At 70.1% G+C, this 21,282-nt stretch carries 18 protein-coding genes and 1 pseudogene; 12 read left to right on the top strand and 7 right to left on the bottom strand.

The window, feature by feature from the left end; all coding sequences use genetic code 11:
• Positions 1-192 precede the first annotated feature (192 nt).
• Complete coding sequence (locus OP79_RS39470) at positions 193-1,908, top strand: DHA2 family efflux MFS transporter permease subunit (RefSeq protein WP_033327572.1); 1,716 nt, start codon at positions 193-195, stop codon at positions 1,906-1,908.
• Between the two features lie 395 nt (positions 1,909-2,303).
• Here the strand turns inward: OP79_RS39470 and OP79_RS39465 are convergent, their stop codons facing one another.
• A complete protein-coding gene (locus OP79_RS39465; protein ID WP_033327569.1) occupies positions 2,304-3,434 on the bottom strand; it encodes a hypothetical protein in 1,131 nt (376 codons plus the stop codon).
• 70 nt (positions 3,435-3,504) lie between these two features.
• Between OP79_RS39465 and OP79_RS55575 the strand changes: the two genes are divergently transcribed.
• Positions 3,505-3,693 (top strand): hypothetical protein, encoded by a 189-nt coding sequence (locus OP79_RS55575; RefSeq protein ID WP_157857440.1) that lies wholly within the window; start codon positions 3,505-3,507, stop codon positions 3,691-3,693.
• 32 nt (positions 3,694-3,725) lie between these two features.
• Here the strand turns inward: OP79_RS55575 and OP79_RS39460 are convergent, their stop codons facing one another.
• Together OP79_RS39460 and OP79_RS39455 are read right to left on the bottom strand one after the other, a co-directional pair.
• The gene (locus OP79_RS39460; RefSeq protein ID WP_033327567.1) at positions 3,726-4,499 is read right to left on the bottom strand and encodes an SDR family NAD(P)-dependent oxidoreductase; all 774 of its coding nucleotides are present in this window, start codon (positions 4,497-4,499) and stop codon (positions 3,726-3,728) included.
• Positions 4,500-4,664: 165 nt separating this feature from the next.
• Positions 4,665-5,288, bottom strand: coding sequence for a TetR/AcrR family transcriptional regulator (locus OP79_RS39455; RefSeq protein ID WP_033327565.1), 624 nt, complete (start codon positions 5,286-5,288; stop codon positions 4,665-4,667).
• A 188-nt stretch (positions 5,289-5,476) separates the two neighbouring features.
• Between OP79_RS39455 and OP79_RS39450 the strand changes: the two genes are divergently transcribed.
• Genes OP79_RS39450 through OP79_RS39440 form a run of 3 tightly spaced genes read left to right on the top strand, consistent with a single transcriptional unit; the run spans position 5,477 to position 9,107 of the window.
• Positions 5,477-6,823: a flavin-containing monooxygenase gene (locus tag OP79_RS39450; RefSeq protein WP_211270945.1), complete on the top strand. Its 1,347-nt coding sequence runs from the start codon at positions 5,477-5,479 to the stop codon at positions 6,821-6,823.
• The gene (locus OP79_RS39445) at positions 6,820-7,698 is read left to right on the top strand and encodes an SDR family NAD(P)-dependent oxidoreductase (RefSeq protein WP_033327561.1); all 879 of its coding nucleotides are present in this window, start codon (positions 6,820-6,822) and stop codon (positions 7,696-7,698) included. The genes OP79_RS39450 and OP79_RS39445 overlap by 4 nt, the downstream gene beginning before the upstream one ends.
• Positions 7,695-9,107 carry an aldehyde dehydrogenase family protein gene (locus OP79_RS39440; protein ID WP_051745337.1) on the top strand — a complete coding sequence of 471 codons (1,413 nt, stop codon included), beginning with the start codon at positions 7,695-7,697 and terminating at the stop codon, positions 9,105-9,107. The genes OP79_RS39445 and OP79_RS39440 overlap by 4 nt, the downstream gene beginning before the upstream one ends.
• A gap of 19 nt (positions 9,108-9,126) precedes the next feature.
• On the opposite strand, the gene OP79_RS39435 is transcribed toward OP79_RS39440, so the two are convergent.
• Both OP79_RS39435 and OP79_RS39430 read right to left on the bottom strand, forming a co-directional pair.
• Complete coding sequence (locus OP79_RS39435; RefSeq protein ID WP_033327634.1) at positions 9,127-10,209, bottom strand: AraC family transcriptional regulator; 1,083 nt, start codon at positions 10,207-10,209, stop codon at positions 9,127-9,129.
• A gap of 127 nt (positions 10,210-10,336) precedes the next feature.
• Positions 10,337-11,146, bottom strand: coding sequence for a PaaX family transcriptional regulator (locus OP79_RS39430; RefSeq protein ID WP_033327633.1), 810 nt, complete (start codon positions 11,144-11,146; stop codon positions 10,337-10,339).
• Between the two features lie 204 nt (positions 11,147-11,350).
• Here OP79_RS39430 and OP79_RS39425 point away from each other — a divergent pair, with 204 nt between their 5' ends.
• The 7 genes from OP79_RS39425 to OP79_RS39395 are packed head-to-tail and all read left to right on the top strand — an operon-like array spanning position 11,351 to position 19,994.
• Positions 11,351-12,847, top strand: coding sequence for an FAD-dependent monooxygenase (locus OP79_RS39425; protein ID WP_245685605.1), 1,497 nt, complete (start codon positions 11,351-11,353; stop codon positions 12,845-12,847).
• A complete protein-coding gene (locus tag OP79_RS39420; RefSeq protein WP_033327557.1) occupies positions 12,844-14,886 on the top strand; it encodes an acetate--CoA ligase family protein in 2,043 nt (680 codons plus the stop codon). Before OP79_RS39425 ends, OP79_RS39420 begins: the two co-directional genes overlap by 4 nt.
• A gap of 11 nt (positions 14,887-14,897) precedes the next feature.
• Positions 14,898-16,571, top strand: coding sequence for a (2,3-dihydroxybenzoyl)adenylate synthase (locus tag OP79_RS39415; RefSeq protein WP_033327555.1), 1,674 nt, complete (start codon positions 14,898-14,900; stop codon positions 16,569-16,571).
• Positions 16,561-17,691: a cupin domain-containing protein gene (locus OP79_RS39410; RefSeq protein ID WP_051745335.1), complete on the top strand. Its 1,131-nt coding sequence runs from the start codon at positions 16,561-16,563 to the stop codon at positions 17,689-17,691. Before OP79_RS39415 ends, OP79_RS39410 begins: the two co-directional genes overlap by 11 nt.
• The gene (locus OP79_RS39405) at positions 17,688-18,521 is read left to right on the top strand and encodes a fumarylacetoacetate hydrolase family protein (protein WP_033327552.1); all 834 of its coding nucleotides are present in this window, start codon (positions 17,688-17,690) and stop codon (positions 18,519-18,521) included. Before OP79_RS39410 ends, OP79_RS39405 begins: the two co-directional genes overlap by 4 nt.
• Positions 18,518-19,231 carry a maleylpyruvate isomerase family mycothiol-dependent enzyme gene (locus OP79_RS39400; protein ID WP_051745330.1) on the top strand — a complete coding sequence of 238 codons (714 nt, stop codon included), beginning with the start codon at positions 18,518-18,520 and terminating at the stop codon, positions 19,229-19,231. Before OP79_RS39405 ends, OP79_RS39400 begins: the two co-directional genes overlap by 4 nt.
• Positions 19,232-19,265: 34 nt before the next feature.
• Positions 19,266-19,994: an alpha/beta fold hydrolase gene (locus OP79_RS39395; protein WP_033327550.1), complete on the top strand. Its 729-nt coding sequence runs from the start codon at positions 19,266-19,268 to the stop codon at positions 19,992-19,994.
• Positions 19,995-20,123: 129 nt separating this feature from the next.
• Here the strand turns inward: OP79_RS39395 and OP79_RS52680 are convergent.
• Positions 20,124-20,309: pseudogene (locus OP79_RS52680) on the bottom strand (CorA family divalent cation transporter); the annotation flags it as partial.
• Positions 20,310-20,864: 555 nt separating this feature from the next.
• The coding region (locus OP79_RS39385; RefSeq protein ID WP_033327545.1) for a DNA-directed RNA polymerase subunit alpha C-terminal domain-containing protein at positions 20,865-21,282 on the bottom strand (418 nt) is incomplete at its 5' end.

Below are 21,282 nucleotides of genomic sequence, written 5' to 3'. Positions count from 1 at the left end.
TCGGCGCACCAGGTGACCACCCACGGTGCGACCCATCTCTCAACAGCCAGGTGAGCCTGACTCGATCCTTCGACTTTGTCGAGTGATAAAGTCTGTCGAACGGAAGCTCGCTATATGCCTTTCGGTCTGTGCGCCCACCCCTGCCCACGAGGGCGCTGCGCGGACCCTCTCGGCGGAAGGACTGACCTGGCCATGCGTGTATTCATGAACGAACCGGTCGAGAAGATGGACCGGCCCTACGCCCGACGCTGGTGGGCTCTGCTCGTACTCTGTCTGAGCCTGCTGATGATCGTGATGGCCAACACCGCCCTCACGGTCGCGGCTCCCTCCATGACCCAGGACCTCGGCCTGACCAGCACGGACCTGCAGTGGGTCATCGACGGCTACACCATCCCTTACGCCGCCCTGATGCTGCTGTTCGCTGCGATCGGTGACAAGTACAGCCGACGCGGCGCGCTCGTTCTCGGGCTCGTCCTGTTCGGCGGCGGAGCCATATGGGGTTCACTCGTCGACAGCGCGACAGGGGTCATCGCGGCCCGTGCGGTGATGGGTGTCGGCGCGGCGCTCATCATGCCCGCCACGCTCTCTCTGCTCGCCGCGACCTTCCCGCGAGCCGAGCGGACCAAGGCGATCACCTTGTGGGCGGGCACCGCCGGTTTCGCCATCGCCGCCGGACCGCTGATCGCGGGCATGCTGTTGGAGAGCTCCGGCTGGCAGTCCACCTTCCTGATCAACGTTCCCGTGATCGCCCTCGCCATCGTCGGCACCTTCGTGCTGGTACCGCCGTCCAAGGCCGCGCACAGCCCGCGGATCGACTACGCCGGTGGACTGCTGTCGGTGGTGTGGATCGCCGCGCTGGTCTTCACGCTCATCGAGGCCCCGCACGGCTGGGACGCCAAGGCCCTCACGGGCACGGTCGTCACGGTCGTGGGGCTCGTGGCGTTCGTCCTCTGGGAGCTGCACCACCCGCACCCCCTCCTCGACCCGCGTCGCTTCGCGAACCGCACGTTCACGGGTGCCAACATCGCCGTCGTACTGTTCCTCCTCGCGGTCTTCGGCGCCTTCTACTACCTCACCCAGCACCTCCAGTTCGTCCTGCAGTACGACGCGTTGGAGACCGGCATACGCATGCTGCCGCTCGCCGGTGCGGTCTTCGCCGGCTCCGCGCTGACCGGCTACCTCACCCCGCGCATCGGCATGAAGGCGACGATCGTCGCGGGCATGGTCGGCGGCACGACGTCACTCGTGCTGCTCACCCAGGTCGACAAGTCGTCGTCGTACGGCGATTTCGTGGCACCCCTCATCGCACTCGGGCTCGCGATCGGCCTGGCGCTCTCGCCCTGCACGGACGCGATCATGGGTGCGTTCCCCGAGGAGGAGCTGGGCGTGGGCAGCGCGGTCAACGACACCTCGCAGGAACTGGGCGGGGCGATCGGCATCGCCATCCTCGGTTCGCTGCTGTCGACCTCGTACTCGTCGAACCTGTCGGACGCGACCGCCGACAGCAAGCTCCCGGCCGACGCACTGAGCCAGGCGCAGGACTCGGTCGCCGCCGGGTACGGGGTCGCCCAGGGCATCGGCGACCAGGCCCGGCAGCTCGCCGAACAGGCGGCGCGGGCGACCGACCCGCAGCAGGCCGCACAGCTCAAGGAGCAGGCCGGCCAACTCACCGACGGCGCCCACCGGATGGCGGACGCGGTCGGCTCGTCCTTCGCGGACGCGGTGGCTCACACCAGCCTGGTGGGCGCGGCGATCCTGGGAGTGGGGGCGGTGTCCGTGGCCTTCTTGCTCCCCGGCAAGGACCGTACTGCGGGGGCAGGAATGGAGAGTGATTCCGAGCCTGGGGAAGAGACCAGGACCTCGGGCGCCTTGGAGAAGGAGCCCGAGTACACCGGACCGAATCCATGATCCCCTCAGCAACAGCGTGAGCGTCCGACCGCTTGCTCGTGCGCCGTTTGCCGAGGCGGGATGTCTCTCCCGCTCGACCTGAGCGACCTGGGCGACCACCGTGTCAGCCCCCTTGGCCGCCCGGGCATTTTCGGCACGACACACCAGGTGGGCCGCGATCGTCGACAGGCGTGTCCGGGAGCACCCGGCGGCCTTGCGAACCGTTTCCGCGCGGCCAGGCCACGTCCACCGGCCTGGCCGCGCGGTGAGCCGTGCGTAGAGGCGGGGTTCGCCGTTGGCGTGCCGTCTTGGCTTGAGTTTCGTCCGGTGGGTTCCGGGACGAGGCGTCGGTCTCGGTGTCGACCAGGGCTACGCGGTCTGTGCGCTGAACGAGGTCTTCCAAGTCGGCCACGATGTCATCGGATGCCCCGACCCGAGAGCGTGGCGGGGACGGTCTCGCGCACGACCGCGTAGACCGCGTGCACCGTGAGCGCGCGCTCGATCTCGTCGATGATCGGCGCGAAGAACTGCTGTCGGTGGTCCGTGTCCGTCATCGAGGTCACCGAGAAATACATGCTGCCGAACCCGGCGAAGAGCGTGGCGTTACGCAACAACGCGACCGGGAGCGCGGGCAACAGGACCGAGGCCTCGGGTTCCTCGCCGATCCACTGTTTCGCCGTCTCGGGCGTGACCACGAGCACGCCCAGAGCGATGAAGAAGGTGAACAGGGCCAGGCCGACCACCGCCGCCTGTACGAGCTGGCGGCTGGCCAGCATCAGCAGCAGGTTGCGTTCCTGCCGCGCAGTAAGCGGCATCGCAGGCAGCTGACCGTCGGGCACCAGGTGCTCGATGGGCACACCCGCCAAGGGTGTGCCCTGGCACGCCGCCGACAGCGTGGGCAGGCTGAGATCCTGTTCGACCCGGCCGATCTCGTCGCGCAGGCGGGCGGCGGCGGCAAGGACGGTGACCGCGCCGAACAGCACGATCACCAGCGAGACCCGCCACCACGAGAGTCGGTTCATGGCCTGCCACAACTCGCCGGTGAAGAACAGGAACAGCGTGACGAAGAGCAGCGCGGGCAACGCGCGGCCCAGCAGGTGCACGCTGTTGCGCAGGTCGAAGACCGAGTGTCGGACGGCCCGGCGCAGCAGGGTGCCGAAGCCGTACGTGGTGGCCAGGAGCGTGGCCAGGAAAACGGCGGCGAAGAAGATCACGAACCCCAGCAGACCGACCACGCTGCCTCCCGGTGCGGTGACAGTTCCGTCGACGGCCAGCTGGATGAGAGGTACCGCGACCGGCATCGTGGCGTACGCGGCGAGGACGGTGATGGCGGTTGTGCGCGAGAAGCGGGGCAGTCGGCGGACGAAGGCGGTCACGATGCCCCACACGGTCAGTGTCGTCACGGCCACACCACCGAGGAGGATCCACGCTTGTGAACCTGCGGATCTGAGCGGGATGAGCCAGGCCAGGCTGGCCAGCGCCACGCAGGTCAGGGACGGCAGCATCCGAGGCAGTACGTGATCGAAGAAGCCGTATCCCTCGATCATGGTGGGCGCACCCCGCCGGACAAACCAATGCTCGGTCCGGCGTACCACTGCTTGCGACACTGTGAACGGCATGGCTGGTCGTCCCCCTGACAACTACGTGACGGACCATCTGAGCAGCGGAGCGACCGCACTCTACGTCAAGACCTGTGACCTGGTGAAAAGGGCATCCGGGGCCGCTGGCATCGGCGTCTTCCGCAACGCCGTCCACAAGGATGTGTACGAAGTGGAGTGCCGCCCGACCACGACCTGCCCCGGGTGATGGGGGAGACGTCAACGAACTCCGGGTTGACTCTACCGGGAGGCCAGTTTTCGGAGGATCAGGGAGGACGCCGGCGTGGGCAGGACGCGCAGGGCGCGGACCAGGGCCGTCGTGGTCCAGGGGAAGTACGCCTGTGCCGGTTCCTTTTCAAGGGCGCGTACGACGTACCGTGCCGCGCGCTCCTGACTGATCTGGAAGGGCTTGGGCAGGCCATCGGTGCTCACACGGTCTGTCGCCACGAAACCTGGGTGGAGGGAGGTGAACCGAATGCCTCGGGGCGCCAGTTCCACACGCGCCGCGTCGAGGAGTGTGCGCGCGGCAGCTTTCGCCGCACCGTAGGGGCCTTGGCGGGGGACGCCGATGAGCCCGGCCAGCGAATTGGTGTGGGCGATCAGGCCTCCGTCCGGCTGGCTTCCCATCTGCTGGACCAGCGGGATGAGGTAGTTGACGACGACGTCGTAGTTCAACGCCATGATCCGTGAGACCTCCGCCACGGAGACCTCGTCGATGGACATGTCCGGCCCTTGGCCGGCGTTGAGCAGCGCCACATCGATGGAGCCGTACGCCTCGACGGCGGCGGTCACCACGTCGGCGGCTGCCCGAGGATCGAGGGCGTCGCCGGGAATGTCCAGGCATGCGCTGCCTGCGGCGGCCCGCACCTCCTTCGCCACTGCGGCCAGTTCGGGGGCGCGTCGTGCCGTGATGACGAACCGGTTGCCGCCGTGGGCGAGTTGGCGTGTCACCTCGGCGCCGATGCCCGACGAAGCCCCGACGATCAGAATCGTCCGGTCGGTGATGCGCGCCATGGTGTCCCTTCGGCCAGAGGCTCAACCGTCACAGGAAGTGCCCGCCCTCGCCACGGTACGTGGGTACTGTTTCCACCACCTCGTCGCCCTGGCTGCCGTTCGGAACCCTCAGCGAGTGCGTGGCCGTCTACGACACGGGTAGCTGGCAACCGAGTCCGTGCGCTGTCAGCTCGCCGGTACGGACACCAGCTCCAGTCGGCCGCCGGCCATCGCCACCACGGCGGACACGAAGGCCTGGAGGCAGGTCTGCTCGGCCTCCTCGTCGGGGAACGAGAGATGTTGCATCGTGAGCCCGTCGAAGCCGGCGAGGAAGAAACGCGCGATCGTCTCCGCGGGCTGGGCGAGAGGCTGCCCGGTGCGCTCGGCCGCCTCGGTCACCAGTCGCGCCGTCACCTCGGTCACGCCCCGGTGGTGGCTCTCGAGGGCCTCACTCAGGGCGGGGGTGCGGAGCGCGAAGTGGGTCAGTTCTGTGAGGAGTTGATGGCTGGCGGGCTGCTCACGCACCGTGCGCCACAGGGCGGCGGTCAGGGTGCTGACCGTCTCCTCGAATCCGGCGTCGGCGGGCGCGGCCCGCTCGACCTGTGCGATCAGATCCTGCGCGAGCTGCTCCATCACGGCGCGGTACAGCCCTTCCTTCGTGCCGAAGGTGTAGTGCACCGTGGCCTGGGCCACCCCCAGCTCGGCGGCGATGGCACGGGTGCTCCCGGCCGCGACTCCTTCCCTCGTCATGAAGTCGATGGCCGCTTTGATCAGCTGAGGGCGGCGCTCGGCCGCGGGAACGTGAGCCATGACCGCATCATACCGACTGAGTCTCGTGAACCAGTCGCTCGATGAAGTCATTTTTGTTGCGGCCGTTGCCCGGGTGACGTGGCCGCTGGAGTCCGGTCTGTGGCCGCGCAGGTCAGTTCCCGCTGAACGGCAGGTGAATACGTTTCCTTGCACACCCCCTGCAGCGACATGAACGAGGAGGCAGACCTGTGAAGGAAAGCCAGTTGGATACGTGTGTGATCGGGGCGGGGCCTGCCGGGCTGGCGGTCGCCAGGGCCCTCTCGGAGCGGGATCTGCCCTACACGCAACTTGAGCGGCACACCGGTCCCGGCGGCATCTGGGACGTCGACAATCCCGGCAGCCCGATGTACGAGTCGGCCCATTTCATCTCCAGCAGGACCCTGTCGGGTTTCGGCGGTTTCCCGATGCCTGAGCACTTCGCCGACTACCCGCCGCATCGGCAGATCCTGTCGTATCTGCGGTCGTTCGCCGATGCCTACGACCTGATGGACCGGATCGAGTTCGGCGTCGAGGTCGAGGGCGTCGAGAAGAACGCCGACGGCACCTGGACGGTCACCCGGGCCGACGGGCGGGAGAGCGTGCACGGACAGGTCGTCGTCTGTACGGGCTCGCAATGGCACCCCAACATCCCTGATCTGCCGGGGGAGTTCAGCGGGGAGATACGGCACACGGTCGGCTATCGCAGCGCGGAGGAGCTGGGGGGCAAGCGGGTCCTGGTCGTGGGCGCCGGGAACTCCGGCTGCGACATCGCCTGCGACGCGGCCCGGACCGCGGATCACGCGGTGATCAGCATGCGGCGCGGATACTGGTTCATTCCCAAGCACCTGTTCGGCCGGCCCGTGGACACCATCGCCAACAGCGGGCCGCATCTGCCGATGTGGCTGGCGCAGCGGGTCTTCGGCGCCCTCCTGAGGGCCATCAACGGTGATCCGACGCGGCTGGGCCTGCAGAAGCCGGACCACAAGCTGTTCGAGACCCACCCGGCCGTCAACTCGATGCTGATCCACCACCTCCAGCACGGCGACATCACTGCCAAACCCGGGATCGCCCGTACCGAGGGCCGGACCGTGCACTTCACCGACGGCACGAGCGACGACTTCGATCTCGTCCTGCTGGCCACGGGCTATGCCCACAAAGTGCCGGTCGCGCAGAAGTACTTCGGCGACGAGCAGCATCCCGACCTGTACCTGTCGGCGTTCTCCCGTGAGCACCAGGGGCTGTTCGGCATCGGCTTCGTGGAGACCAACTCCGGGGCGTACCAGCTCTTCGACACCCAGGCGCAGCTGATCGCCGGGTACATCCACGATGCTCGGCACCGGCTGCGGAACGCGGAGCGGTTCGCCCAGAGGATCCGCGCCGACCGCCCGGATCTGTCCGGCGGGCTGAAGTTCGTCGACTCGCCCCGCCACACCGGCTACGTCGACAGCGGGGCCTTCGTAAAGTACCTGGGCAAGGTCGCGGGCGAGATGGGCTGGCGTACCGAAGGTCAACCGCCGCGGGTGCGGTCCAGGCGACACGCGGAGGCGTCGGCATGAGCGGCTTCGACTTCACCGACAAGGTCATGCTGGTGACCGGCGGCGCGGGTGGCCTCGGCAGCGCGATGTGCCGCCGCTTCGCCTCCGGAGGCGCCCGGTGCATTGTCGTCGACATCGACGGGCGCCGCGCCGAGAAGGTGGCCGCGGAGCTTCCCGGCGCCTGGCATACGGGCATCGGCTGTGACCTGACGGACCGCGGCCAGGTGGAGCGGCTGTTCGCCACGGTCGCCGACACCTACGGGCGTCTCGACGTGCTCGTCAACAACGTGGGCATGACCAGCGCGGAGCGTTTCGACGTACGCAGCATCGAGAGCATCGAGCAGGAGATCGACCTCAACCTGACCTCCCCGCTGATTGCCACAAGGATCGCGATCCCCCTGCTGAAGGCCTCTCAGGACGCCCGGGTGGTCACGACGGTCTCCCTCGGTGGGATCTTCCCGCTCGGCGAGACCCCGATCTACACCGCTTCCAAGTTCGGGCTGCGGGGCGCGATGCTCGCCATCGGGCTCGACCTGCGGAGCAAGGGCATTCTGGCCGGGTCGGTGCTTCCGTCGGCGACCGACACCCGGATGCTGCGACAGGAGGCCGTGGACGGCGGGAACTCCATGCAGTTCCAGGATCCGCCGCAGCAGCCCGCCGACGTCGTCGCGGCGGTGGTGAGCCTGCTGGACAAGCCCCGTCTGGAGGCCTATCCCCGGCCCGGTGAGTCCCGTCTGGTGCGCTTCGCGATGCTCATGCCGAACCTGCTGCCCCGGGTCTTCCCGCTGTTCCGCAAGCGCGGTGACCGTGGCATGGCCCGCTATCTGGAGGACCTCCGCCGACGCGGACTGGCCCGCCGGACCGACGGACGCTGGGAACTGGTGGAGGAAGCATGACCACGAACGAGATGCTGCACGTCGTCAACCCCGCCACCGGTGAGCCGATCACCACCCTGCCAGCCGCGAGCGCCGACGACGTGGCCAAGGCCGCCGAGCGCGCCCGGCAGGTCTGCGACATCGGGGTGTGGTCGCGGCTGCCGGTCCGTGAGCGGAGCGCGGTGCTGCTGCGGCTGGCCGCTCTGATGGAACGCGACGCGGAACTCCTGGCCCGGCTGGACAGCGAGGACACGGGCAAGCCGATCACGGAGTGCCGTACGGGCGACGTACCGGGCGCGATCGAGTCGATCCGCTGGTTCGCGGAGGCGGCCGACAAGATCTTCGGCCGACTTGCGCCGAGCGGGCCCGACGCGCTCGGCTTCATGAGCCGCGAACCGGTCGGGGTCGCCGCGGCGATCCTGCCGTGGAACTACCCGCTCGCCATGACCGCGTGGAAGGTCGGGCCCGCACTGGCGGCGGGCAACTGCCTGCTGGTCAAGCCCGCCGAGGCGACCCCGCGCTCCGCCCTGCACCTGGCCGAACTCGCCGCCGAGGCCGGCCTGCCGGACGGGGTTCTCACGGTCCTGCCCGGATACGGCCGGGAAGCGGGAGCGGCCCTCGCCCGCGACCCCCTCGTGGAGGCGCTCTCCTTCACGGGGTCCACCGCGACCGGCCGCCGCATCCTCAAGGCCGCCGCCGAGACCAACTTCAAGCGCGTCTCGCTGGAGATGGGCGGCAAGAGCCCGCAGATACTGATGGCCGACGCCCTCGTCCACGGTGACGAACTCATCGGCAACATGATCGAGGCCGCGTTCCTGACCATGGGGCAGAACTGCACAGCCGGCTCCCGTGTCCTGGTGCACAGCAGCATCGCCGAGGAAGTCCTGGAGCGGTTCACGGATGCGGCGAAGAAGCTCGTCATTGGTGATCCGGCCGACCCGCGCACGCAGATGGGGCCGCTCATCGACCGTGCCGCCTTCGAGAGAGTCGCGGGGGCCGTCGACGCCGCCCGGGCCGGTGGCGCCCAGATCCACACCGGTGGACTGCCCCACGGGCTGCCTTCGCGGGGCGCCTACTACCCACCCACTGTGATCACCCGGGCCCCCGAGGGCAGCGACGTCCTCACCCGGGAGCTGTTCGGCCCGGTCGTCACCGTCCAGACCTTCACCTCGGAGGACGAGGCGCTACGCAAGGCGAACGCCACCGAGTACGGACTCGCTGCCTCGGTCTGGACCGGCGAGCTGGACACCGCGCTGCGGATGGCACGCCACATCGAGGCCGGTGTCGTCTCCGTCAACGCCTACAGCGAGGGCGACCTCACGACCCCGTTCGGCGGCTGGAAGCAATCCGGATTCGGCGGAGTGGAGAAGTCCACCAACGCGTTCGACCAGTGGACCCGCGAGAAGACGGTCTGGATCCGCACCCGCTGACCGGACGGACACCGACACGTCATTGCGCGGGCCTCACAGTCCGGAGCATCTGCTCGCGCAGGCGGACGGGGGAGGTGCCGTGCCAGCGGTGTACCGCACGGCGCAGCGCCCGTTCGTCGGAGAAGCCCGCACGGCGGGCGATGTCGCGCAGGGTCAGCTCCGGACGCAGGAGCAGTTGCTCGACCCGTTCGCGGCGTACTCCCTCGGCGAGTGCTTCGTACGTCGTGCCGCAGTCGGCCAGGCGGCGGCGCAGGGTCCGCTCGCTGGTCGCATGCCGCCGTGCCTGCTCACCGAAGGAAGGGACCATCGGGAGACTCTGTGCGACGGAGATCTCCAGTACCTCCAGCAGGTCCTGCTGGTCGCGGCGGGAAGCCATCTGCGCGTCGAGCATCTCCAGCGTCGACGCGTAGCTCACCGGATCCCGGCCGGGCATCCGGGTGCGGGCCCACGTGGGGTCGATGACCATGCGGTTGGCGGGGGCACCGAAGCGGACCGGACAGCGGAACAGGGCGCCGTACAGGTCGAGTTGGCGCGGTGGCGGAAAAGAGAACTCCACGGCCCTCGGCGCGAAGGCCGGGCCGACGGACAGCCGGGACAGGGTGACCACGGAGGCGAACGCCTCCTCGATCAGGAAGGAGGCCACGGCCGGGTCCATGGCGGGATCGGGAAGATCGGCGCGCAGCACGAAGGCGCCGTCCTCCTCGCCCACACCGGCCGGCCACACCACCATCGCCCCGGACAGGTTCTGGTACTTCACCCCGGTCTCGATGGCGTGCTGGAGCGTGTCGTCGGCCATCAGGGCGAAGCCGAGCAGGCCCCATGCGGTCAGGTGCTGCGCCGCGCCGACCTTCAGTCCCAGGTACTCGTCGCCAGTGAGTTCCAGCGCACGGCGGATCACCGCGCTGCCTTGCCGGTACGACACCCGCAGCGCGGCCGAGCGCATGACCGTCTCGTCCAGTCCGACCTGCTGGAACAAGGGGCGCAGATCGATGCCGCGTTCGTCGGCGACTGCGACGAGGTAACGCAGGATGTTCGGCTGGATCGTCGCCGACGTGCTACGGCTTGTCCCGGGAGGACCTGCTGGGTTGGGGGCAACGGGCATCGCACTCACCTTTTCCTGGGCGACCACGCGAGCCGCCCCGGCCCGGGCCACCTCGCCGAGGTGGCCCGCGAGCTGCACGACACCATGGCCGCGGCGTCGTACGAGCTGGGACACCTGTCGTAGTGCCCTACTGGACGGGGCGCGGGCCGGCCACCTCGTCGTAGTAGGACTCGGCCGACGGGCCGAGGACCTCGTGGGCCTCCAGGAACATCTCGTGGGCCTCGTGGCCCACCCAGCCCGCCGGGAGGAGTTCGGTCGGCAGGTCCGGGTCGCGGAAGGGGAACTTGCGGTAGTCGTAGGTCAGTCGCATGCGCTCGACCAGCGCCTCCTCGGGGCTGAGGTGCCCGGCCCGGTATGACGGCATCCGGCTTCGGTAGGTGCGCAGCAGCTCCCGGTAGTCCTCGTTGAGGGCGGCGAGGTCCCAGCTGCGCGCCGCCATCTCGCGGTCGACGGGCAGCCCGCCGGACTGGCAGCGCAGGGTGTCCAGGCGGATGGCAGGCTCGTCGGCGAACTTCTCCCGGACCTGCTGGAGCCGGTTGTGCGGGGAGACGTACGTGGACGGGGCCAGAGGGCCGAAGCCCAGCCAGGCCAGCTCCTTGCGGATGCGGTCGCGTGCACCGCGCTCACTCTCGGGGACCGAGTAGATGACCATGTACCAGTGCCGGTCCCAGTCGGACGGTGTCCGGTCGAAGATGCGTGAGCGGCCCTCGTCGAGGAGCTGGAGGCTGCGCTTGTTGAGCGCGTAGAGCGTCTCCCTGCCCTCGCGCCGGACGTCGAACCAGCCCTCTTTGCGCAGGCGCGCGAGAACCACCCGCACCGTGCTCTCACCGACACCGAAGCAGCCCATCAGTGTGCTGAGGGTACGCAGCCGGGCGGTGCCGCCGCGGTAGCGGACGTAGTCGCCGAACAGGTCGAAGACGATCGATCGAGGCTTCACGGAATCGACTATGTCACACGGACGGCCGTCGTGATGATGAGCCATCCGACCGAGAGAACCCATGATTCCACAGGGAAATCAGCCTCGGCGACGCGCAACAAATTATTAACGCCCGTGCATGCATTGACACAGGATGTGTCCGAGCCTGAGTCTGGGCTTGTACTCGACGTGGAGGCAGGAGCCATGGTTTCTCGGATCGCTTGCGTGGGAGGCGGCCCCGGTGGGCTGTTCTTCGCGGCGCTCATCAAGCAGGCCGATCCGTCGGTCGAGGTGACGCTCTTCGAGCGGAACCGCCCGGAGGACACCTTCGGCTTCGGCGTGGTGTTCTCGGACGCGACGCTGGCCGCCATCCACGCGGCGGATCCCGTCCTGCGCACCGCGCTCGCGGAGCACGGCCGGCACTGGGACGACATCGAGGTGCGGCTCAAGGGGCAGCGGATCCGGTGCGGCGGCAACGGCATGGCCGCCATCACCCGCAAGACCCTGCTGGAGCTGCTGCACCGGCGGGCCGAGGAGGTCGGCGTCGAGCTCCGGTTCAGCCACGAGGTTCCCGCGGACCCCGCGCAACTGGCCGACTACGACCTCATCGTGGCCGCCGACGGGGCCAACTCCCGGCTCCGTGACCGTCTCGCCGACGTGCTCGTGCCGGAGGTGGAGGTCGCGACCGCGAAGTTCATCTGGTTCGGCACGAACTACCTCTTCGACGGTCTGACCTTCGTGCACGAGCACGGCCCGCACGGCACCTTCGCCGTGCACGGCTACCCGATCAGCGACAGCGTCAGCACCTTCATCGTCGAGACCGACGAGGCGTCCTGGCGGCGGGCGGGGCTCGACGCGTTCGACACCGCCCAGCCGCCCGGCCCGAGCGACGAGAAGACCAAGCAGTATCTGGAGAAGCTCTTCGCCGAGCAGATCGACGGCCACGAACTCTTGGTCAACAACTCACGCTGGGGCAACTTCCGCACCCTGCGCACCCGGCGCTGGCACAGCGGCAACGTCGTCCTGCTCGGCGACGCCGCGCACACCGCCCACTTCTCCGTCGGCTCCGGCACCAAGATGGCCATGGAGGACGCCGTCGCCCTCGCCGACAGCCTCCTCGCCCACCGCGACGACCTCGCGAGCGCCCTGGACGCGTACGAGGCGGCGCGGCAGCCCTCGGTGGCGAAGATCCAGGGCGCCGCCCGGCCGAGCCTGTCGTGGTGGGAGCACTTCGGGCGCTACCACGACGCGTTCGAACCGACGCGGTTCGCCTTCCACTTCATCTCCCGCAGCATCGGCAAGGAACGGATCGCGCGCCGCGACCCGGAGTTCGTCGAGCAGGTCGTACAGGACTGGCGGGCGGCGCACGAAGGACGCGATCCCCTGAATACGCCGTTCAGGGAGTTCGGCGGACGGCGACTGACCGCGGCGGAGCTCGCGGCGTTGCGCTCCGAGGGATGCCTGTGGCTCACCGCACCCGAAGGTGAGGCTCAACTGCCGGAAGCTTTCGGCGAGTTGGCTGACGCTCTGGGTTACGACACGCCCCCGGACCTGGTCGCCGTGCACGGCGGAACACCGCTCACCCGGTCGCTGCTCGCCGAGCAGGCCCGGCTGGAGCACGGCGTACCCGTGCTGATCGTGGAGGACGCGATGGACGACGACCGGGCCGAGACGCTGCTGCTGTCCGGGCGCGCCGACCTGGTGGCGGGGGAGCGGGCATGAGCACCGACCTGACGCCGATGCTCGCGCCCGAGGGCGTGGTCGTGATCGGCGCCTCACGGCAGAGCGGCAAGCTGGGCGCCGCCATGGCCCGTTCGCTGGCTCCCTTCCCCGGCGCCCGTGCCCTGGTCAACGCGCGGCGCCCGGAGCCCGACAAGGGCGTGTACGCCTCGGTCGCGGAAGCCGCCGCGCACACCGACGCACGGCTCGACCTGGCCGTGCTCTGCGTACCGGCGGCCGGCTGCGCCCAGGCGCTGGCCGAGGCGGCAGCCGCGGGTTGCCGTGCGGCGCTGGTCTGCGCGGGCGGTTTCGGCGAGGCGGGCCCGGAGGGCGAGCAGTACGCGGAGGCACTGCGCCGCGTCGCCCAGGAGACGGGGATCCGCCTGCTCGGTCCCAACACCTCCGGCTTCTTCGCCCCCCACCTCGGACTGACGGCCAGCTTCGTGCCCGCGGCCGGGCAGCTGCCGGCCGGAGACATCGCGGTCGTCGCGGCCAGCGGCGGCGTCAACCACGCGCTCTCCTTCGACCTGGTCGCCGCCGGGAACGGGATCAGCGTCGGCATCGGCATCGGGGCAGGCCTCGACGTCACCGCCGCGGACGTCCTGGAGCACCTCGCGGGGGACGGCCGTACGACAGCCGTCGCACTGCACCTGGAGACGGTTCCGGACGGGCCACGGCTGGTCGAGGCCGTACGCCTGGTGGCCTCCGTCAAGCCGGTCGTGGCGCTCGTCGTCGGCCGCAGCGACGTCGGTGACTTCGCCCGGTCGCACACCGGAGCGCTCGCCACCTCCTGGCGTACGACGCGCGCCGCGCTGCGGCAGGCCGGGGCGGTGGTCGTGGACGACGAACGGGAGATGGTGGACGCACTCACCGCCCTCTCCCGCGTCCGGCTGCGGCCGCATGCGGACCCGGGGCTAGCGATCGTGACCGCCCAGGCCGGGCCGGGGCTGCTGCTCGCGGACCGGGCGGGCTCCGACGGCGTACGGATGCCGGAGCTGGCCGAGACCACGCAGCGCACGCTGAGTGAGCTGCTGCCCCCGCTCACGTACCAGCGCAACCCGGTCGACACCGGCCGGCCCGCCGAGACCTTCGGCCGCGTTCTCGCCGCCACGGCCGCCGATCCGGCGGTGGACCTGCTCGCCGTCTACGCCCTGACCGAGCCCGACAGCGTCGACCTCGCCTCGGCTGCGCAGGACGCCGGCCTCGGTGCGGACTCCCCGGCCGTGGTGGTCGTCGGCGGCCTTCCCGAGGATGTCGCCGAACAGCGGGCGCGGCTGCACAAGGCGGGGATTCCGGCGCTGACCGGACCGGCATCGGCCGCCAATGCCGTACGGGCCCTGGTGACGCACGCCCGACAGCGGACCGTGCGCGCCGACAGGTCTCCGCAGGAGACGGCTGCCTCCGTGCCGTCCGGCCCTGTGGACGAGGACGGTGCCAAGACGTTCCTCGCTTCCCTCGGGATCCGCACCCCCGACCGCGTCGCCTGCGACACCCGCGCCGACGCCCACTACGCCCTGCGCCTGCTGGGCGAGCCCGTCGCGGTCAAGGTGCTCGACGCCACGATCCTCCACAAGACGGAGATCGGCGGAGTCCACCTGGGCGTACGCACCCCCGACGAACTCGACACGGCGCTGGACGCCATCGGCCCCGACCACCGCTACCTGGTCGAGGCGATGGCCCCGGCCGGCGTCGACCTCGTGCTCGGCGTACGACGCGACCCCGTCTTCGGGTCGGTCGTCCTCGCCGGTCTTGGCGGTACGGCCGCCGAGGCGCTCGCCGACGTGGCGATCCGGCTCGCCCCGCTGTCCGCGGCCGAGGCGGCGGGGATGCCCGACGACCTGGCCGCGCGCGCCCTGCTCGACGGCTGGCGCGGCGGGCCGGTGCTCGACCGGGCCGAGTTCGGACGGGTCACCGCCGCGCTCGCGGCCGCCCTGGCCGCGAGTCCGGAAACCGCCGAGATCGAGATCAACCCCCTGCGGCTCACCGCCGACGGGCTGATCGCCCTGGACGCCGTGATCGTGCACACGGCCGACCGCACCTGAGGAGAACGACCATGCCAAGGCCGAGCAGCAACGGCGCTGTCCCCTGGCCCGCGGAGTACGCCGAGCGCTACACCGCGAAGGGTTACTGGGAAGGCCACGCCATCGGCGACCGGCTCCACGCCGCCGCCGACGCCACTCCCGACGCGGTCGCACTCGTCGACGGCGACTGGCGGCTGACGTACCGTCAACTCGCCGAGCGTGCGGATGCCGTGGCCCTGCGCCTGGCCGCGCTCGGGCTCCGACCGGACGACCGGCTCGTGGTGCAACTGCCCAACACCGCCGAGTTCGTGATCCTGACCTACGCCTGTCTGCGCCTCGGCGTTGTCCCGGTGATGGCCCTGCCCGGGCACCGCAGACACGAGATCGGCCACCTGGTCGAGCACAGCGAGGCCGTCGCCATCGCGGTGCCGGACTTCCTCAAGGACCACGACCACCAGTCGATGGCCTTCGAGGTCTCCGGCGCCTCTCCAACCCTCCAGCATGTCCTCGTACTCGGCGACAAGGTCGGCGACGACGCCGTGGACCTGCGGGAGTTGTGCACCGCTCCCGGCACGCCCGAGGACCGGGCCGCCGTGGACGCGTACCGGCCCGACAGCCGCTCGATCGCCGTCTTCCTGCTCTCCGGCGGTACGACCGGGCTGCCCAAGCTCATCGCCCGCACGCACGACGACTACCTCTACAACGCCCGCCGCAGCGCCGAGCTCTGCGAATTCGGCGCCGACACGGTCTACTTCGCCGCCCTCCCCCTCGGCCACAACTTCCCGCTCGCCTGCCCGGGCCTGCTCGGCGCGCTGCTGAACGGCGGCCGGGTGGTGCTGGGCTCCCCCAATCCGGAGAAGGCGTTCCCGATCGTCGAGCGGGAGGGCGTCACCGCTTCGGCCCTGGTCCCGGCCATCGCCCAGCGCTGGCTCGACCACCACCGCGAACACCCCGGAACCGACCTGAGCTCGCTGCGTCTCCTGCAGGTCGGCGGCTCCCGGCTCGCCGACCACGTCGCCCGCCGGGTGCGCCCCGAGCTGGGCTGCACGCTCCAGCAGGTGTTCGGCATGGCCGAGGGGCTGCTCAACTACACGCGTCCGGACGACCCGGAAGACGTCATCTGTACGACGCAGGGGCGCCCCATGTGCGAGGACGACGAACTCCTCGTCGTCGACGAGTTGGGCGATCCGGTCCCGGAGGGGGCCCCGGGGGTGCTGCTCACCCGCGGCCCGTACACCCCACGCGGCTACTACCGCGCCGAGGAACAGAACGCCCGCGCCTTCACCGAGGACGGCTGGTACCGCACCGGCGACATCGTGCGGCTGCTGCCCGACGGCAACCTGGTAGTCGAGGGCCGCGACAAGGACATGATCATCCGAGGCGGGGAGAACATCTCCGCCGAGGAGATCGAGAACTTCGCCTACCAGACCCCCGGCATCGCCCGCGCCGCCGCCGTGGCGATGCCCGACGCCGCGCTCGGCGAGCGTGTCTGCCTCTACGTCGTACCGGAACCGGGGCACACGGTGACCCTCGACGACGTCCACCACGTCATGGCGCACGCCGGGGTCGCCCGCTTCAAGTTCCCGGACCGGCTGGTGACCGTCCCCGAACTCGCCGCCACCAAGGTCGGAAAGATCGACAAGAAAGCGCTGCGCGCCGACATCACGCGCCGGCTCGACGCCGAAGGAACCCCCGATGACCAGTGACAGCTACGGCATCGCGTCCGTCATAGCCCCGGAGGAGACGGACCCCGAACTCCGGAAGCTGTACGACGGATTCGCGGCGGCCGGGCTCATCCCGCTGTGGACCGAGATCGGCAACCTGATGCCGATGACCCCACAGCCCGAGGCCGTCCCGCACGTCTGGCCGTGGGACACCCTGCTGCCGCTCGCCCGCCGGTCCGGAGACCTGGTGCCGGTCGGGCGCGGCGGTGAGCGCCGCGCCATCGCCCTCGCCAACCCCGGCCTGCCCGGACGGCCGTACGCGACTCCCAACCTCTGGGCGGCGGTTCAGTACCTGGGCCCGCGCGAGGTCGCCCCCGCCCACCGCCACTCGCAGGGCGCGTTCCGGTTCATCCTGGAGGGCGAGGGCGTGTGGACTGTCGTCAACGGCGACGCCGTCGAGATGCGGCCCGGCGACCTGCTGCTCACCCCGTCGATGCACTGGCACGGCCACCATCACGTCGGCGACGCGCCGATGGTCTGGCTGGACGGCCTCGACATCCCGCTCGTGCATCGCCTGGACGCCGGGTTCTTCGAGTTCGGCGAGGACGGGGTGTCGGACCGGTCGACCCCGTCGCGGTCGCGGAACGAGCGACTTTGGGGTCACCCGGGCCTGCGCCCGATCGGGGCCCCGGACAGCCCCAACTCCCCACTCATGGCCTACCGTTGGGCCGACACCGACGACGCCCTCACCGCCCAGCTGGAGCTGGAGGACGAGGGACACCCGGGAGTCATCGAGCCCGGCCACGCCGGGATCCGCTTCACCAACCCCGCCACCGGCCGCGACGCCCTCGCCAGCCTGCGCACCGAGATGCACCGTCTGCGCCCGCGCACGGCCACCGCCACCCGCCGCACGGTGGGCTCCTCGGTCTGGCAGATCTTCCGCGGCAGCGGCACCGTCACCCTCGACGACCGCGTGATCGAGGTGACCGCCGGCGACCTGATCGCCGTCCCCTCCTGGTGCGCCCTGACCATCGCCGCGCACACGCAGCTCGACCTGTTCACCTTCAGCGACGCGCCCCTCTACGAGGCGCTCAACCTCGCCCGCACCGAAACGACCGAGAAGCCGGAAACGGCTGGGAACACCGGGAGCACCCGCGCATGAAGCTCGCCACCATCCGCACCGCCGCCGGCACGGCGGCCGTCCGCCTCGACGGCGTCAGGGCCGTGGAGACCGGCGCCACCGACGTCGCCGCCCTGCTGCGCCGCCCCGACTGGCATGCGTACGCGGCCGCCGCCGACGGCCCGGCGCACGAGGTGGCCGCACTCGACCTCGCCCCGGTCGTCACGACTCCGGCCAAGATCTTCTGCGTGGGCCACAACTACCGCACCCACATCGCGGAGATGGGCCGGGAGATGCCGTCGTATCCCGCCCTCTTCGGCAAGTTCGCCAACGTCCTGCTCGGGGCCCGCGACGACATCGTCCACCCGGGCGAGACGGAGCAGCTGGACTGGGAGGCCGAACTCGGCTTCGTCATCGGCTCCCGGCTGCGCCGCCGGGCCACCAAGGAGGAGGCGGCGACCGCGATCGCCGGCTACACCGTCGTCAACGACGTCTCCATGCGGGACTGGCAGTGGCGTACCCCGCAGTGGCTGCAGGGCAAGGCGTGGGAGGCCAGCACCCCGGCCGGTCCCTGGCTGGTGACCGGCGACGAGATCGACGACGCGGCCGACCTGGAGATCCGTCTCGAGGTGGACGGCGAGGTCATGCAGCGCTCGCGCACGTCCGACCTGCTCTTCACCCCGGCGGACATCGCCGCGTACCTCAGCACGTTCACGACGCTGGAGCCGGGTGACCTCGTTCTCACCGGTACACCGGGCGGGGTCGGCGCGGCCCGCGATCCCAAGGTGTTCCTGAAGCCCGGCCAGGTCGTACGGACCGTGGTGGAGGGCATCGGGGAATGCGTGAACACGGTCGTCGAGGACAAGCCGTGACCGTCCCCGTCGTCCGGTCGCAGGCCTGGGTCGAGGCGGGGCAGCTCGCGCTGCAGCAGGCGGTCGACGCGCTGCCTGCCGACGCGGTGACCGAGCCGTCCGCCCTCCCCGGCTGGACCCGCGGCCACCTCCTCACCCACCTCGCGCGCAACGCCGACGCCCTGGTCAACCTGCTGACCTGGGCCCGGACCGGGATCCGTACGCCCATGTACGCCTCGCCGGACCAACGCACCACGGACATCGAGGCGGGCGCCGGACGGCCCTTGGCCGAACAACGGGACGACGTGCGGGAGTCCGCCGCCCGTTTCCGGAAAGCCGCCCGGTCGCTGTCGGCCGACGCCTGGTCGGCCACGGTCGTCAGCGCGCAGGGCCGCGAGATCCCGGCGTCGGAAGTGCCGTGGCTGCGGGCCCGCGAAGTGTGGATCCATCTGGTCGATCTGCACGTGGGCGTCGGCATGGACGCGCTGCCGCCCGGCTTCGCCTGGGCCCTCGTACGCGATGTGGCCGGGTGGATGTCGGCCCGGCTCGGCCCGGGCGTCGGTGCCGAGTTGTCGGCGGACGGCCACGACACGGTCGTCCTCGGCACGCCCGCCCCCGGCGTCACGGTCGGCGGACCGCCGTACGCCCTGGCCGCCTGGCTCACCGGCCGGAGCGGTACCGACGAACTGCACGTCACCGGTGAACTCCCGGAAATTCCACGCTGGCTGTGAGCCTGATGTGGCTGAACGATCAAAGGAGATCGACATGAGCGAGACCTTCGTCCTGGTGACCGGAGCCTGTCACGGCGGATGGGCCTGGCGCCCGGTCGCGGCCGAGCTGAGAGCCGCCGGACACCAGGTGCACACCCCCACCCTGGCCGGCCTTGGCACCGACGACGACCCGCGCGGCGTGACCCTCACCGACTGTGTGAACAGCCTCGTGGACTACGTCGAACGTGCCGGGCTGACCGACATCACCCTGCTCGGCCACAGCTGGGGCGGCTACGTCCTGACCGGCGCGGCGCCGAAGCTCGAATCCCGGATACGGCGCCTGGTGTTCTGGAACGCGTTCGTCCCGAACGACGGCGAGTCCCTGATCGACGCGTGCCCGCCGCACTACGGCGAGATGTTCCTCGCCGTGGCGGCCGCCTCCGGCAACGACACGGTGACGTTCCCCTTCGAGGTCTTTCAGCAGGCGTTCATGCAGGACGCCAGTGAGGAGACCCAGCGCCTGATCCACTCCCTGCTCGTCCCGCAGCCCCTGGGTACCTTCACCGAGAAGCCGGACACGACGGCGTTCGCCGCACTCGACATCCCCACCGCCTACATCCTGTGCACGGAGGACCTTGCCCTTCCCGGCGAGTGGGCCTGGGCCGACCGCTTCCTGCCACGGCTCAAGAACCCGCTGGTCATCGAGACCCCGGGCAGCCACGAGGCCCTCTTCACCCGCCCCGCCGAACTGGCCGACGCGTTCGTCCGGGCCTGCGCGGTGTAGAACGGCCGCTTTCGCGTCATACAGAGAGTCACACAGAGAAGGGCACCTGACCCGCGCCGGGCGTGGTCGGGTGCCCTTCGCGTGCTGCTGGAAGAAGCCCCGCTTCCGCGCGAGGGGGAGTGGTCAACCTTAGAGCCAGTCCCGCCGCTTGAAAATCACGCACAAGCTGGCACAAACCGCCCCCATCAGGCCGATCGCGAAGGAGTATCCGAAGTGCCAGCCCAGCTCGGGCATGTCGTCGAAGTTCCTGCCGTAAATGGTTCCGACGAGTGTGGGAGCGAAGAGAATCGCCGCCCAGGACGAGAACTTGGCGACAGCGAGCAGAACCCGGTGCTGGTGGTCAGTGAGCCCGGAAGGGACCAGCGGGTCCCGTGACCTGTTGCGACGGGCGGCCCTGCGTGGCTGACCTGCATGAATAACCTTTCGGCTGTCTCAGCTCGTGCCCGTTGATGTAGCCGGAAGTCCCAGAAAAGTCTCAGGGGACTCCCACTGCCCGCAACACGCTTTCTCGGCTTCGTGCAGCGTGGGCGGGCGCGGTATGGGCTGTGTTCGTGCATCGGTGGTCCGCCCTGAACGAACGGCAAGGCGCGCTTCTCGAACGGCCCGCGACCGCTCAAGACCCTGGAGTCTGAGCGCCGGGTGAATGGCGTCCGGCTTATGCGCCGCGCGACCGTGGACTCCTGAAGGTCAGGCGCAGCTGCGGGGAGGCGCACGTGGAGGTCGCTGAGGCCGGCCGGTAGCTATACCGTGATTCGGGGTTCGTCGCGTCACGCCTGCCAAAACACCCCCTCTCAGGGAAAGGGGGTGTGGTCGTCCGCTGTGCCGTCTCCTGATCACCGGCTCCCCTGTGACCCGGCCGTGGCGCAGCGTTCAGTACTGCTCGGTCTCCACGAAACCCGCATCCGCGTCGTCGTTCGCGCCGAAGGCGTCGGCAGCGGCGGTCGGGTCGAATCCGGGCGGGCTGTCCTTGAGGCCCAGGCCCATGCCGGCCAGCTTCGCCTTGACCTCGTCGATGGACTTCGCACCGAAGTTACGAATGTCGAGGAGGTCGGCCTCGGAACGCGCCACGAGCTCACCCACGGAGTGGACGCCCTCACGCTTGAGGCAGTTGTACGACCGGACGGTGAGGTCGAGATCCTCGATCGGCAGGACCAGGTCGGCGGCGAGGGCTGCGTCCGTGGGGGACGGGCCCATGTCGATGCCCTCGGCGTCGATGTTGAGCTCACGGGCCAGACCGAACAGCTCGACCAGCGTCTTGCCGGCGGAAGCCATCGCGTCACGCGGACGC

This window comes from Streptomyces yerevanensis, from assembly GCF_000716805.1.
Taxonomy (GTDB): domain Bacteria; phylum Actinomycetota; class Actinomycetes; order Streptomycetales; family Streptomycetaceae; genus Streptomyces; species Streptomyces flaveus.
The sequence above is the reverse complement of the archived record's forward strand: the minus strand, read 5'-3'. Positions and strand labels throughout refer to the sequence as shown.

Excerpts from the sequence above, each read along its gene's own strand:
- OP79_RS39470 (WP_033327572.1), top strand. The coding sequence starts at position 193 with ATGCGTGTATTCATGAACGAACCGGTCGAGAAGATGGACCGGCCCTAC.
- OP79_RS39465 (WP_033327569.1), bottom strand. The coding sequence starts at position 3,434 with ATGATCGAGGGATACGGCTTCTTCGATCACGTACTGCCTCGGATGCTG.
- OP79_RS55575 (WP_157857440.1), top strand. The coding sequence starts at position 3,505 with ATGGCTGGTCGTCCCCCTGACAACTACGTGACGGACCATCTGAGCAGC.
- OP79_RS39460 (WP_033327567.1), bottom strand. The coding sequence starts at position 4,499 with ATGGCGCGCATCACCGACCGGACGATTCTGATCGTCGGGGCTTCGTCG.
- OP79_RS39455 (WP_033327565.1), bottom strand. The coding sequence starts at position 5,288 with ATGGCTCACGTTCCCGCGGCCGAGCGCCGCCCTCAGCTGATCAAAGCG.
- OP79_RS39445 (WP_033327561.1), top strand. The coding sequence starts at position 6,820 with ATGAGCGGCTTCGACTTCACCGACAAGGTCATGCTGGTGACCGGCGGC.
- OP79_RS39440 (WP_051745337.1), top strand. The coding sequence starts at position 7,695 with ATGACCACGAACGAGATGCTGCACGTCGTCAACCCCGCCACCGGTGAG.
- OP79_RS39435 (WP_033327634.1), bottom strand. The coding sequence starts at position 10,209 with ATGCCCGTTGCCCCCAACCCAGCAGGTCCTCCCGGGACAAGCCGTAGC.
- OP79_RS39420 (WP_033327557.1), top strand. The coding sequence starts at position 12,844 with ATGAGCACCGACCTGACGCCGATGCTCGCGCCCGAGGGCGTGGTCGTG.
- OP79_RS39415 (WP_033327555.1), top strand. The coding sequence starts at position 14,898 with ATGCCAAGGCCGAGCAGCAACGGCGCTGTCCCCTGGCCCGCGGAGTAC.
- OP79_RS39410 (WP_051745335.1), top strand. The coding sequence starts at position 16,561 with ATGACCAGTGACAGCTACGGCATCGCGTCCGTCATAGCCCCGGAGGAG.
- OP79_RS39405 (WP_033327552.1), top strand. The coding sequence starts at position 17,688 with ATGAAGCTCGCCACCATCCGCACCGCCGCCGGCACGGCGGCCGTCCGC.
- OP79_RS39395 (WP_033327550.1), top strand. The coding sequence starts at position 19,266 with ATGAGCGAGACCTTCGTCCTGGTGACCGGAGCCTGTCACGGCGGATGG.